The following is a 13,639-nucleotide window of genomic DNA, read 5'->3' on the forward strand; positions in this document are numbered from 1 at the left end:
GCCATGCTCGGCTGGAGCCTTACCGGCAAAGCCTCTGCCGAGCATGGCTCGGCACTAGCGTTGCCTTCAGCGCAAAAGTGAGGAGGAAATCAGCGCAGCAGGCGGCCGGCGTCCAGCAGGATCATCGGTTGCTGGCCGACGCGGGCGATGCCCCGGAACAGTTCGTTGGAGATCTGGCAGATGCGCGCGGTGTCCGGTGGCTCGATCTGCGAATCGTTGAGGTTGGCGACGTCTTCCACTGCTGATACGCGCAGGCCCAGGGTCTCGCCGTTTTCTTCCAATACGACGATGCGGGTCTGCGAGTCTTCGGGTGCACTCTGCACGTCGAGATGACGGCACAGGTCCATCACTGGGACCACCTGACCACGCAGATTCATGATGCCGAGCATGGCCGGGCCGGTGCCGCGCAGTGCCAGCAGCGGCACTGGCAATACCACTTCCTGCACCTTCAGCAGCTCCAATGCATACGTTTGTTGGCCACAGCGCAGGCGCAGCCAGCGCGAGCTCCGCTCAGCGGCGCGGCGTTGTTGCGGACTGCTCGCTGGCCGCTGTGCCTGCGCTTGCAGTTCCTGCCAGGTGCTGGGGCGTGCATCCGACGAGGGGTCTGCGAGGGCGCGGACGTTCGGGGTGCTGCGCGGCGCCGGGACCGGGCTTGCCGACAAGCCTGCTGCGGTTTCAAACGCAGCCTGCAAGCTGGCGCTGTCGCTATGGGCGAGCTTGCGGCTTTCGGCCGGGCCGGTCTCGTAGATTACTTCATCCGGCAGGTCATCCCAGGTAGGAGGACGACCGGCATTGGCGGCGCTGGTGGCCGCCATTGCGTCGTCGAACGCGGCCTGCAAGGCTGCGGTATCGCCGGGCGCAATGCTTGCCGGAGCAGGTGCCGGGGCGGCTGAAGGCTTGGCTTGCGCTTCGGCCAGTGCGGCTTCGAACACTGCTTCAAGTTCAGCGCTGTCGCCCGGCACTTCGATCGCCGCCGCTTTGGCAGGCGATGCGGGTGCGGGGGCCACCGCTGTGGGCACTGCCTCCAGCAGCAGTTCACCCAGGTAGTCGTCGAGTACGTCGCTGCTCATGCGGCGCGCTCCAGCTGCGCGGCCTCGTTGAGCAGCAGCCACTCAAGGGCGTGCCGGTAAGCGGCCATGCCGCGCCCCGGGTAATCGTCGCCGAGCACCGGCACGGTCAGGGCGGCGGGATTGCAGATGCGGGTGTCGACCGGAATGGCGTCTTCCCAGACGCGTTCACCATGGCGTTCCTGCATCAATTTCAGGGTTTCATTGCCGGCGCGGGTGCGGCGGTCGAACAGCGTCGGCAGCACCGAAATAGGCAGGGGGCGCTTGCGCGAGCGCTCGACCATTTCACCAGTGCGGACCATGCCGTCCAGGCCGTGCAGGGCCAGCGGCTCGGCCTGGGTCGGGATGATCAGGCGGTCGGCCGCGGCCAGTGCATTGATCATCAGCAAACCCAGGGTTGGCGCGCAATCCAGCAGGATGTAGTCGTGTTGTTCGCCGTGGCGGGCCAAGGCCTGCTGCAGGGCAAGGCCCAGGCCAGGCTGGTTGGCGCTGCGACGTTCCAGCGTGGCCAGCGAGGCCTGCGCGCATAGATAGTCCAAGCCAGGAATGTCGCTGTGGCGGGCAAGCGAAGCGATCTCATGTGGCGGCGTGGCGAACAGCTCCTGCACGCCCTGCGGTACCGGCTCAACCGGTACGCCGAAGGCGCGGGTCAGCGAGGAGTGGGGGTCCAGGTCGATCAGCAGCACCTTGTGCCCGCGAGCGGCCAGGCCGCGGCCCAGCGACAAAGTGGTGGTGGTTTTGCCGACGCCGCCTTTTTGGTTGGCTATGGCCCAGATGCGCATCATTGGACTCCTTCGATGACCGCCGGTACTGCGCTGCGCACGCTGCTTGCGGCAGAACTGCCGCTGCTGTCGTCATCGCTGCTGGTACTGGCTGTGGTGTTGCCGGCAGCCGGCAGATCGGCTGCCGCTGCCGAATCGGCGAGGATGATCACCATCACCCGTCGGTTGCGGTTGCGCCCTTCGGGCGCGTCGTTGCTTTCGCGTGGACGGAACTGGCCGTAACCGACCATCGCCAGTCGTTGCGGCTGCACGCCATGGTCGGCGAACAGGTGCACCACGCTGGCGGCACGTGCGGCCGACAGTTCCCAGTTGGATGGGAACTGCGCAGTGGCGATCGGCAGGTTGTCGGTGTGGCCTTCGACGCGCACGCCGTTGGGCGCATCCAGCAGCACATCGGCCAGGGTGCCGAGCGTGTCGCGAGCACTGACATCCAATGCCGCCGAGCCGGTGCTGAACAGGATGTCGCTGTTGATCTCGACTTCGATCCAGAGTTCGGTGCGGCGTACGGTGATGACGCCTTGCTTGACCAGCGGGGCCAGTGATTTGCTCAGGCGGTCAGCGATCTGGTTGAGCTGGCGCTCGGCGCGCTGCAGCTGTTCCTGGTTATGTGCGGACACCGGCATGCGCATATGCGATGCCATCGACGGCAACTGGGTTGGGTCTGCGAGCGCGCCGCCGGTCATGCTCGGCGCACTGATCACCGAGGGCGAGTCATAGCCGCCGCCCTGCAATTGCTTGTTACCCACCTGCACCTGGCTGATGGTGCGCGGGGCGCCGCCAAAGGCGGTGGTCAGGGCATCGGCCATGACCCGGTACTTGCCTTCGTTCAAGGACGAGATGGCGTACATCACCACGAAGAAGGCGAGCAGCAGCGTCATCAGGTCGGCATAGGGGATGGCCCATGCTTCGTGGTTGGCGTGCTCTTCGTGGTGCTTGCGACGGGCCATGGCTCAGTTCACGAAGCCTGCAAGGCTGTTTTCGATATTGCGCGGGTTCTCGCCCTGGGCAATGGCGATCAGGCCTTCGATGATCATTTCACGCTCACGGCAGCTGCTGGCGATCACGCTCTTGAGCTTGGCTGACACCGGCAGGAACAGCAGGTTGGCCGAGGCAATGCCATAGATCGTGGCGGTGAACGCGGCGGCAATGCCGTGGCCGAGCTTGCTCGGGTCGGCGAGGTTCTTCATCACCGCGATCAGGCCGAGCACCGCGCCGATGATGCCCAGGGTGGGGGCATAGATGCCCATGCCCTCGAATACCTTGGTGGCTGCCAGATCCTGTTGCTCCTGGCTGCCAAGTTCGATTTCCAGCATGTGGCGGATGGTGTCCGGCTCGACGCCATCGACCACGAGCTGCAGGCCTTTACGGATGAATGGATCGTCCTGCAGTTCAACCTGCGGCTCCAGGCCGAGCAGGCCCTGGCGGCGGGCGATGTTGCTCCAGTCCACGATCTGCTGCACCAGCGCGCGACGGTCGCTGGCGGGCGGGCGGATCACCCAGCGCACGATCTTGAAGGCGTGCTTGAACACGGCCGGCGAGGTGTGCAGCAGGATGGCTGCCAGGGTGCCGACGATGACGATCACGAAGGCAGCAGGTGACCACAGCGAGGACAGGCCGGCGCCCTTGAGGATGCTGCCACCCACCAGGGAGGCGAGGGCGAGGAAGAGTCCAATGATGCTGAGTCGGTCCATGGTGCGTATATCGGCCTCGTTGTAGCGGTCTTGAATCAATGAGCGGTGCAGCTGTTGCTGCTGTTGTTAGCCCCTCTCCCGCCTGCGGGAGAGGGGTTGGGGTGAGGGCAGCTCTGGCTTTGAAAGCTGAAAGCGCCCCTCACCCGCCCCGTCTTCGCGGGGCCGCCCCCTCCCGCTTGCGGGAGAGGGGATGCTTGCTTGCAGACTTTGGCAGAGGGCTGGGGCATTGCTTACCCCTGCACCCCACGCAGCCCATCCACATCCAGAATCAGTGCCATGCGCCCGTCGCCAATCAGCGTCGCACCGGCGTAGCCGTTGAGGCCGCGCAGCGCGCGTGGCAATGGTTTGATCACCACTTCCTCGCGGCCGCGTACCTGGTCCACCACCAGGCCGAAACGGGCTTCGCCCATCTGCAGGACGACGATGGTCAGCAGCGTCGACGGTGCCGGGGTGATGCCCAGCCATTGCCGCAGGTCGAGCAGGGCCAAGGTGTGGGACTTGCGGTCCAGCACCGCGCGGCCATCGAACCACCCCAGCGAGGTCGCCGGTGCGTGCAGCACTTCCATCACGCGGGCCAAGGGCAGGGCATAGACGTCATCGCCAGCCTGCACAAGCAGCGTTGGCAGGATCGCCAGGGTCAGCGGTACGCGGATCAGGAAGCGGCTGCCACGGCCCAGTTCGGACTGGATCTGGATCTGGCCACTGAGCTCGCGGATGCGCGATTGCACCACGTCCATGCCAACGCCGCGGCCGGAAATGTCCGTGACTTCCTGCTTGGTCGAGAAGCCCGGCAGGAAGACCAGGTGCAGGCACTCTTCGCTGGTCAGGCGGGCGGCGGCTTCCGGGTCGATCAAGCCCTTGTCGCGGGCCTTGGCACGCAGGCGCTCCGGGTCGATGCCGGCGCCATCGTCCTGCACTTCGATGCTGACGTAGTCGCCTTCCTGCTGTGCGGACAGGCGCACCCGGCCCATGCGCGGCTTGCCTTGGGCTTCGCGCAGTTCGGGCGACTCGACGCCATGATCGATGGCGTTGCGGACCAGATGCACCAAGGGATCGGCCAACGCCTCGACCAGGTTGCGGTCCAGTTCGGTATCAGCCCCGATCAGCTCCAGATCGACTTCCTTCTGCAGTGAACGGGCGACGTCACGGGCAACCTTGGGAAAGCGCGAGAACACCTTGCCGACCGGTTGCATGCGGGTGCGCATCACCGCCGATTGCAGGCGTGCGGTGGCGATGTCCAGGGTTGAGACTGCACGGTCGAGCTCTTCGTCCTTGAGGCGCATGCGCAAGGTCTTGAGCCGGTTGCGGGCCAGCACCAGTTCGCCGATCAGGTTAACGATGGCGTCCAGCCGCTTGGTGTCCACGCGCACGGTGTGCTCGGGTTCGGCGGCTTTTGCCGCTGCCGGTTTGGCGGCGCCGGCGGCAGCGCGGGGGGCTGCGGTCGGCGGTGCGGCCGGCCTGGGCTTGGGGGGCGCGGCGGGAACGGGCTGTACGGGAACGGCGCCAGGTGCGGCACCGCCATGCAGCTTGTCCAGCAGGGCTTCGAATTCGTCTTCGTCGATCAGGTCATCGCCGGCCTTTGCCGCTGCGATCGGCTGGGCACCGGGCGTACCGCTGCCGTGCAGTTCGTTGAGCAGGGCTTCGAACTCGTCTTCGCTGATCAGGTCGCTGTCACCGGCAGGCGCAGCGACCGCTTGCACCACTGCGACCACGGGGGCGGCGCCAACATCGAACTGTGTGATCAGCGCAGCAGGTGCGTGCTCCGGTTCGGTGCCTGATGACACTGCGTCGAGCATGGCCTGCAGCCAATCCAGCGATTGCTGGGCGGCGTCGAAGTGATGCGCCAGCAGTTCGGCTTTGCCGGCCCGTGCCATGCCCAGGGTTTCTTCGGCGGCGTGGCATAGCTCCACCATCGGATGGATCGCCAGAAAGCCGGCGCCACCTTTCAGCGTATGAAAGCCACGGAACACGGCGTTGAGCTGGTCGCTGTCGTGCGGTGCCTGTTCCAGCGTCACCAGCTGCTCGCCGAGGCGATCCAGGATCTCCTGCGCTTCGATGATGAAGTCGGCGGCGATGTCGTCGGCAAAAGCACTCATGCGTTACAGCCCCAGGTCCGAGAGCAGGTCGTCTGCGTCCACCTGCGACACGGCGTGGCGGTCCAGGCCATTGACGGCCGGGCCAGCCAGGCCCTGGTTGCGCGCTTCTTCTTCCGGCGGCGGCAGGCCGAGCGCGCCAAAACCTTCATGCACGCGACGGACGATGCCAACCACGCGGCGGATGATCTGCCCGGTCAGGTCCTGGTAGCTCTGGGTCAGCGCTACTTCGGTGAGGTTGTGGCGGATGCGTTCGAGGATCTCGCCCTGTTCGGCGTTCAACCCGTCCGCACGCAGGCGCTCGGTCAGCGCGCGGCATTCCTCGGCCAGATCGAGCGTGCGATGGGTGGCCTGCTCGGTCATCTGCACTACGTGGTCCAGGCGCGCGCAGGCGTCGTCCAGCTCACCGGCTTCGCTGGGCACGCTGGGCAGTTCGCCCAGCGCCTGGCCCAGTTCGCGTGCAAGCCTGCCCAGGCCGGACATCATCGGCTGCGTGCGCAGGGCGGCGAGTGCGTCGATTTCCCGGCGCCAGCCAGCCTCATCGCCACTTTCCAATGCTGCCAGTGCGTCCTGCAGGCGCTGCACCAGGGCCGATTTGTCGCTCAATGCTTCCCCGGGCTGGTTCATCAGGCGCTCGCTGCCAGGCGTTCGAAGATCTTGCCGAGCTTCTCTTCCAGGGTCTGTGCGGTGAACGGCTTGATGATGTAGCCGTTCACGCCGCTCTGTGCGGCCTCGATGATCTGCTCGCGCTTGGCTTCGGCGGTAACCATCAGTACCGGCAAGGTCTTGAGCTTGGCATCGTTGCGGATGGCCTTGAGCAGCTCGATGCCGGTCATCACCGGCATGTTCCAGTCGGTGACGACGAAATCGAACGACTGCGTCTGCAGCATCGACAGCGCGGCATGCCCGTCCTCGGCTTCGGCGGTATTGGTGAAGCCCAGATCGCCGAGCAGGTTCTTGACGATGCGGCGCATCGTCGAGAAGTCGTCAACGATCAGGATGCGCATGTTCTTGTTCAAAAGACTTTCCTCTTCATGGTTCTTCGAGCCCGGCGTCGGCCGCCTCGAAAATCTTCAGTCGGCTACGCAGGCGCAGCGTGGCCTGGCCGTGGATCTGACAGACGCGGGATTCGCTCACGCCCAATACCGCGCCGATTTCCTTCAGGTTCAATTCCTGCTCGTAGTACAGCGACAGCACCAGCTGTTCGCGCTCGGGCAACTGGCCGATGGCCTTGCCGAGCTCAGCGCCGAACTGGCTGCGCTCCAATACCTGTTGCGGGTTGGGGCCGCCGGTGCTGGGGGTGTCCAGCTCGCCCTGGTCTTCGATCCGCGACTCCAGGCTCAAGACCTGGCCACGCGAGGCGTCTTCAACCAGTCGCATGTATTCGGGCAGTGGCAGTTCCATCGCCTCGGCCACTTCGCTGGCGCTGGCGGAACGGCCGCTGCTCTGTTCGAGGCGGCGGATGGTGGCCGCGGCATCGCGGGCGCGGCGGTGCACCGAGCGCGGCACCCAATCGCCGCGGCGGATCTCGTCGATCATCGAACCGCGGATGCGGATCGATGCGTAGGTTTCAAACGAGGCGCCCTGTTCTGCGTCATAGCTGCGCGAGGCCTCGATCAGCCCCATCATGCCGGCCTGGATCAGGTCATCGACCTCGACGCTGGCGGGCAGGCGCGCGGCCAGGTGGTGGGCGATGCGGCGTACCAGGTCGGCGTGGCGGGCAATGCAGTCATTGGCCGCGTTGCGCTGGACTTCACGGTATTGGGCGGCTGCATTGTTCATGCCTTCACCTTCTGCTGGATGATGCGTTCCAGGAAGAACTCAACGCCGCCGCGCGGGGCGGTTGGGGCTTGCCAGCGCGCGGTGCGACGGGCGATTTCGTTGATGGCCAGCGAGGCTGGCGCGGAAGGATAGAGCTTGACCACCGGCTGCTGGCGCTGCACCGACAGGCGCAGCCAGTCGTCTTGCGGTACGCAGCCCAGGTAGTTCAGGGAGACATCGATCAGGAACTTCTCGCAGACCCGCACCAGCTTTTCGTACAGTGCGCGGCCTTCATTCGGGTCGCGGACCATGTTGGCGACGACCTGGATGCGGTCCACGCCGCGCTCGCGTGAGAGCACCTTGATCAATGCGTAGGCATCGGTGATCGAGGCCGGCTCGTCGCAGACCACCACCACGGTGTCCTGGGCGGCCTGGCAGAAGGTCAGCACGCTGTCAGTGATGCCGGCGGCGGTGTCGATGATCATCACATCGAGCTCGCGCTCCAGCTCGGAGAAGACATTGACCAGGCCAACGTGCTCGGCCGGCTGCAGCTCGGCCATGTGCCGGCGACCGGAGGCGGCGGGCACCACCAGCACGCCGTTCGGGCCTTCGATGATGACTTCTTCCAGCGTGGCGCGTCCGGCGACGAGGTCGGCCAGGGTGTGCTTGGGCTGCAGGCCCAGCACCACGTCGATGTTGGCCAGGCCCAGGTCGGCGTCGAGCAGCAGGGTACGTTTGCCCATGCCTGCCAGTGCCACGGCCAGATTGGCCGAGACATTGGTTTTACCTACACCGCCCTTGCCGCCAGTGACCGCGATGGTGCGTACCGGGCCGGCGGGTTCGTGCCGGGTTGCCGACAGCGGGAAGGTGTTGGTCAGCTTGGCGTACTCACGCGACTGCATTGTTCAACTCCGTGTTGCAGGGCATATCGGCCGCGCGGCGCAAATCTTCAAGGCGGAGTACAAGATTTGCGGCAGAGGCCCGATAAAGGTCTTCCGGGACGTCCTGACCGTCGGTCACCCAGGTGATCGGCAGGCGGTGATCGACCGCCACCGACAGGGCAGAACCGAAGCGGCCGGTCTCGTCCAGCTTGGTCAGCACCACGCCCTGCGGGTTGGCGGCGCTGAAGCGGCGCACCACTTCGTCCATGTCCTGGAAGGCAGTGTTGGCCGGCAGCACCAGCAGGGTGCGGATCTGGCCGGCGGCGCGCAGCCACTGCAGCTGGGCGGTGAGGGCGCGATCGCGCTGGCCGAGGCCGGCGGTGTCGATCAGCACCAGCTTGTAGTCGGCCAGCTTCTGCAGCAGCTGGTTGAGGTCGGTGCCGCTATTGGCCTCGTGCACGGCGATGCCGAGCTGGCGGCCGAAGCCGTACAGCTGCTCGCGGGCGCCGATGCGCTGGGTATCGGTGGTGACCAGGGCCACGTCGCGGGCGGCATGGGCTTCGGCGAAACGCGAGGCCAGCTTGGCGATGGTGGTGGTCTTGCCGGCACCGGTGGGGCCGACCAGGGCGATCACGCCGCCGGTTTCCATCGGGTCGACCGGGGCGATCGGCAGCTTCTTGGAGATCAGCCCCAGCATCAGGCCGCGGGCGCGGCTGGGGTCGATGTCGGCCGGAATCTGGGTAGCGACGTCGCGGGCCAGGCCGGCGTCGAAACCGTATTCGTCCATCAGGTCCAGCGCATTGGCGCGTACCGCGCTGCCGCGCAGGCGCTCATCGGTGAAGCGGTTCATCTCGCGCTCGATCAGGTGACGCATGCCGGCCACTTCCTGGCGCAGCTGGCTGAGCTGTTCGTCGTTGCGGGCGATGATCACCGGGCTGGTGGCGACCGGGTTGACCGGGGCAGTGCTGGCGACCGCTGCTGGTGCGGCGGTTTCGATGGCGACGGCGGCCGGGGCCTCAGCCGGTTGCGGGGCTGCGAACGCAGCGATCGGCGCGACCTGCTCGATTGCAGGTGCCACCGCGGCGACGGCGAGGACCGGCGCAGCAGGAATTGCAGGGATCGCCACGGTGGCGGCCGGTTGCAGCGGGGCCAGCTCCGGCTCCGGCATCGGCGGATCGATGACAAAGCGTGCGCGCTCGATCGGAGCAGGTGGCTCGATGGTGACGGCAGCGATGGCGTCGGCGAAGCTGGCCTGCTGGGTGACAGCGGGTACGGTTGCCAGCGGCGCGACCGCAGCGGCGCTGCCGGCCGGACGGAACGCCGGCACGATCGGCAGTTCATCTGCGCTGGCCGGCTGGGTGGCAAACAAGGTCTGCAGGGCCGGCGCGCGGGGAGCGACCGGTTCAACCTCGGCCGACTTGAGCAGGCCGGCGAAGCGGCTGCCCGGTGCCAGCTCGATGCTGTTGTCGATGGAGCGACCGGTGGCGCCAACCGCCGAACGTGCCAGGGCGGCGACGGCCGAGGTGGTGGCGGTGACCGGTTCCGGTTCCGGTGCCTTGCGGCGGGTCATCGCGGCCATGATGGCTTCGGCGGCGCTGCGTGGCTTGGCCGGGGCCGGCGGTGCCGGGCGGCTGGCTTCCAGCGCCTGCTTTACTGCGGTCTCGTCGTAGTGCGCGGCAGCCACGATCTCCACACCTTCCTCGATCCGCCGGTTGGACAGGATCACGGCATCGGGGCCGTGTTCCTTGCGCACGAGGTTCATGGCGGTGCGCATGTCAGCGGCGACGAAACGTTTGATCTTCATGCTTTGGTACCGGGAGTGAGGCTGCGGCGAAGGAGTGGCGTTGGCGATGTCGAACATGGCGTGGCGGGCTCCTTCTTGCGGAATGGGTGCGGTGCAGCAGGTGTCTGGTTTCCGTCACCGGCATTGCTGACGGTGTCGGTTTTCGGGCTGCCTCAGCTGATCGTGCCGACCAGCTTCAGGCGTTTGTCTTCCGGCACCTCGCTGTAGGCCAGGACCGACAGCGAGGGAACGCTGTGGCGGACCAGGCGCGCCAGCGCGGCGCGGACCGGGGCCGGTACCAGCACTACAGCCGGCTCGTTGCGGGCCTCCTGCTTGCCGACGCAATCGGCAAGGCTTTGATGGAGGCGTTCGGCGAGACCAGGTTCCAGTGCGGCGCCATTGCCTTGCGTGGACTCCTGCAAGACGCGTTCCAATTGCGGGTTGAGGGTGAAGACCGGCAGCTCCGGCGAGGAACCGGCGATTTCCTGCACGATGAAGCGGCCCAGCGCACCGCGTACCGAGGCGGTAAGCGCGGCGGGGTCCTGGGTGACCGGTGCGGCTTCGACCAGCGCTTCGGCGATCTTGCGCAGCTGGCGGATCGGGATGCGTTCGATCAGCAGGTTCTGCAGCACACGGGCCACGGTGGACAGCGGCAGCGCCTTGGGCGAGAGGTCTTCGGCCAGCTTGGGTGCGCTCTTGGCCAGGGTCGCCAGCAGCTGCTGGACTTCTTCGTGGCCGAGCAGTTCCGGCGCGTGCTCGCGGATCAGGTGCGACAGGTGGGTGGCGACCACGGTGGCGGGATCGACCACCGTGTAACCCAGCGACTCGGCGTGGGCGCGCTGGTGCGGTTGGATCCAGGTGGCGTCCAGGCCGAACGCCGGATCTTTGCCGGCAATGCCTTCCAGCGTGCCCATGGCGCTGCCCGGGTCCAACGCCAGTTCGCGATCCGGATGGATGTCGGCGGTGCTGACCGGCACCCCGTGGATCAGCAGGCGGTAGTGGGTGGCCGGCAACTCCAGATTGTCGCGGATGTGTACGGGCGGGATCAGGAAGCCCAGGTCCTGGGTGAGCTTGCGGCGCACGCCCTTGATGCGTGTCATCAACTCGCCGCCTTGGGCCTTGTCGACCAGCGGAATCAGCCGGTAGCCGACTTCCAGGCCCAGCGGATCGACCGGGCGCAACTCGTCCCAGGTCAATTCAGCGGTGGGGGCGGGTTGCGGCTGGCCGAGGGCGTTCAAGCCACCTTCGTTGGCGCTGCTGTCGTTGGCGGAGGTCTTGGCGGCAGCGCTGGTCTCGCGTTTCCACAATTTCCAGGCGATGAAGCCGAGGATGGCGGCCAGGCTGAGGAAGGCCAGGTTCGGCATGCCCGGTACCAGGCCGACCAGGCCGATGATGCCGGCAGTGATGGCCAGTGCGCGGTACTGGCCGAACACCTGGCCCATCATCGCTTCGCTCATGTCCTGCGAGCGCGAGGCGCGGGTGACCAGCATGGCCACGGCGCTGGAAACCAGCAATGCCGGCAGCTGCGCCACCAGACCGTCACCGATCGACAGCAGCGTATAGGTGGCCGCTGCGTCGCCGAACGGCATGCCGTGCTGCAGTACACCCACGGCCAGGCCACCGAGCATGTTGATGAAAAGGATCAGGATGCCGGCGATGGCGTCGCCGCGGATGAATTTGCTGGCGCCGTCCATTGCGCCGTAGAAATCGGCTTCCTCGCGGACTTCTTCACGGCGGACCTTGGCTTCCTCGCGCGTCAGCAAACCGGCGTTGAGGTCGGCGTCGATCGCCATCTGCTTGCCGGGCATGGCGTCGAGGATGAAGCGCGCGGTCACTTCCGACACGCGTCCGGCACCCTTGGTGATGACCACGAAATTGATGATGGTCAGGATCGCGAACACCACGATGCCGACGGCGTAGTTGCCGCCGATGACGAATTCACCGAACGCGGCGATCACCTTGCCCGCGGCCTCATGGCCGTCCTGGCCATTGAGCAGGATGACGCGGGTGGAGGCCACGTTCAGCGCCAATCGCAGCATGGTGGTGACCAGCAGCACGATCGGGAAGATGGTGAAATCCAGTGGCCGCTTCACGTACACCACGGCCAGCAGTACCAGCATGGAGATGGCGATGTTCAGGGTGAACAGCGCATCCAGCACCGGCGCGGCCAGCGGCACCACCACCATTGCCAGCAGGGCCAGCACGATCAGTGGCGCGCCAAGCCCATGGCGCAGCATGTCCAGTACGCGCCGTGCGGAGAAACCCGAGGTCTGGGCGCTCATCGAGTGCCTCCCTTGCCGAACTCGTCAATATCGATGGGTGCCATCTGCGGCATCGGGCCGGTGCGCCATTGGCGCAGCTGGTAGACGTAGGACAGGACCAGGGCAACAGCCGAATACAGTCTCACGGGGATTTCCTTGCCGAGTTGGCTTTCCCGATACAAGGCGCGTGCCAAAGGCGGTGACGAGACGACGGCGACCTTGTTGCCGTCGGCTACCTGGCGGATGCGCAGGGCCAGTTCGTCGACGCCACGGGCGACCACGGTGGGGGCGCTCATGCGTCCGCTCTCGTACTTCAGGGCGACCGCATAGTGGGTGGGGTTGACCAGCACCACGTCGGCGGTGGGCACGGCTTCCATCATCCGCCGCTGTGACAGCTGCATCTGCATCTGTCGGATGCGGCCCTTCACCTCGGGGCTGCCCTCGCTTTCCTTCATTTCACGGCGCAGCTCCTCGCGGGTCATCTTCAGCTTCCGCAGCCAGTTCCACTTCTGGTAGGGCGCGTCGATGGCGGCGAGCAGGGCCATGGCACCTGCGGTGGCCAGCAGCAGCTTGAGGGTGAAGGCCAGGCCGCGGCCAATGGCGCTCTCCAGTGGCAGGTGCAGCAGCCCGCGCAGGCCGTCGGCACCTTGCCAGATGCACAGGCCGGCGGCCGTGCCGACGAAGGCCACGCGCAGCATTGATTTGACCAGTTCGGCCAATGCTTCGGCGCCGACCAGGCGCTTCATCCCGGTCAACGGGTTCATGCGCTTGAGATCGGGCATCAGCGCTTTGTTGGAGAACTGCAGCCCGCCCATCAAGGCCGGGGCAATCATGCCGGCTGCCAGGCACACCAGGAGCAGGGGGCTGAAGGCCAGCATCAGCTTGAGCAACATCCAGCCAGCGTGGCCGAACAGGGCGTTCGGGGTATTGAGCAGCCCGACCTCAGGTGACAACGCGGCCTTCATCCACTGCCGGGCGGAATTGCCCATCGAGCCGGCCATGGCGTACAGCGCCAGAACGGCGGCGACGAACACCGCGGCGGTCGCCAGCTCGCGCGAGCGCGGGATATTGCCTTGCTCGCGGGCCTCGCGCAGGCGTTTTTCGGTGGGGAGTTCGGTTTTTTCCCCGGCCTGTTCGTTCTCGGACATCGCATGGCATGGAAGAAGGGTTCTTCCATGGCCGTGCAAAAATCATTCCAGAATGGGCTTTGGTAGTGCCGAGCCATGCTCGGCAAAGGCATTACAAGCAATCCCGCTGTAGTGCCGAGCCATGCTCGGCAAGGGCTCTACCGGTAAATCCCCATGCCGAGCATGGCTCGGC

The 13,639-nt window shown here is 66.2% G+C and carries 12 protein-coding genes; all 12 read right to left on the reverse strand.

Going from position 1 to position 13,639, the window contains the following annotated elements; all coding sequences use genetic code 11:
* Positions 1–89: 89 nt before the first annotated feature.
* Positions 90–1,070 carry a chemotaxis protein CheW gene (locus QMX78_RS15750; protein WP_282271257.1) on the reverse strand — a complete coding sequence of 327 codons (981 nt, stop codon included), beginning with the start codon at positions 1,068–1,070 and terminating at the stop codon, positions 90–92.
* Positions 1,067–1,849, reverse strand: a complete 783-nt coding sequence (locus QMX78_RS15755) for a ParA family protein (RefSeq protein ID WP_282271259.1) — start codon at positions 1,847–1,849, stop codon at positions 1,067–1,069. Before QMX78_RS15755 ends, QMX78_RS15750 begins: the two co-directional genes overlap by 4 nt.
* A complete protein-coding gene (gene motD / locus QMX78_RS15760) occupies positions 1,849–2,796 on the reverse strand; it encodes a flagellar motor protein MotD (protein WP_282271261.1) in 948 nt (315 codons plus the stop codon). Before motD ends, QMX78_RS15755 begins: the two co-directional genes overlap by 1 nt.
* A gap of 3 nt (positions 2,797–2,799) precedes the next feature.
* The gene (locus QMX78_RS15765) at positions 2,800–3,540 is read right to left on the reverse strand and encodes a flagellar motor protein (protein WP_282271263.1); all 741 of its coding nucleotides are present in this window, start codon (positions 3,538–3,540) and stop codon (positions 2,800–2,802) included.
* 230 nt (positions 3,541–3,770) lie between these two features.
* Positions 3,771–5,636: a chemotaxis protein CheA gene (locus QMX78_RS15770; RefSeq protein WP_282271264.1), complete on the reverse strand. Its 1,866-nt coding sequence runs from the start codon at positions 5,634–5,636 to the stop codon at positions 3,771–3,773.
* A 3-nt stretch (positions 5,637–5,639) separates the two neighbouring features.
* The gene (locus QMX78_RS15775) at positions 5,640–6,260 is read right to left on the reverse strand and encodes a protein phosphatase CheZ (RefSeq protein ID WP_282271265.1); all 621 of its coding nucleotides are present in this window, start codon (positions 6,258–6,260) and stop codon (positions 5,640–5,642) included.
* Positions 6,260–6,652 carry a chemotaxis response regulator CheY gene (cheY, locus tag QMX78_RS15780; protein ID WP_282271267.1) on the reverse strand — a complete coding sequence of 131 codons (393 nt, stop codon included), beginning with the start codon at positions 6,650–6,652 and terminating at the stop codon, positions 6,260–6,262. The genes QMX78_RS15775 and cheY overlap by 1 nt, the downstream gene beginning before the upstream one ends.
* Positions 6,653–6,665: 13 nt before the next feature.
* Positions 6,666–7,415: an RNA polymerase sigma factor FliA gene (locus tag QMX78_RS15785; RefSeq protein ID WP_282271269.1), complete on the reverse strand. Its 750-nt coding sequence runs from the start codon at positions 7,413–7,415 to the stop codon at positions 6,666–6,668.
* Entirely contained in the window at positions 7,412–8,296 is an 885-nt protein-coding gene (locus QMX78_RS15790) for a MinD/ParA family protein (RefSeq protein WP_282271271.1), read from the reverse strand. The genes QMX78_RS15785 and QMX78_RS15790 overlap by 4 nt, the downstream gene beginning before the upstream one ends.
* Positions 8,283–10,079: a flagellar biosynthesis protein FlhF gene (gene flhF / locus QMX78_RS15795; RefSeq protein ID WP_282271273.1), complete on the reverse strand. Its 1,797-nt coding sequence runs from the start codon at positions 10,077–10,079 to the stop codon at positions 8,283–8,285. Before flhF ends, QMX78_RS15790 begins: the two co-directional genes overlap by 14 nt.
* A gap of 152 nt (positions 10,080–10,231) precedes the next feature.
* Entirely contained in the window at positions 10,232–12,340 is a 2,109-nt protein-coding gene (gene flhA, locus QMX78_RS15800; protein WP_282271275.1) for a flagellar biosynthesis protein FlhA, read from the reverse strand.
* The gene (gene flhB, locus QMX78_RS15805; protein ID WP_282271277.1) at positions 12,337–13,467 is read right to left on the reverse strand and encodes a flagellar biosynthesis protein FlhB; all 1,131 of its coding nucleotides are present in this window, start codon (positions 13,465–13,467) and stop codon (positions 12,337–12,339) included. Before flhB ends, flhA begins: the two co-directional genes overlap by 4 nt.
* Positions 13,468–13,639: the final 172 nt, after the last annotated feature.

The organism is Stenotrophomonas sp. PS02298, from assembly GCF_029959445.1.
GTDB lineage: Bacteria > Pseudomonadota > Gammaproteobacteria > Xanthomonadales > Xanthomonadaceae > Stenotrophomonas.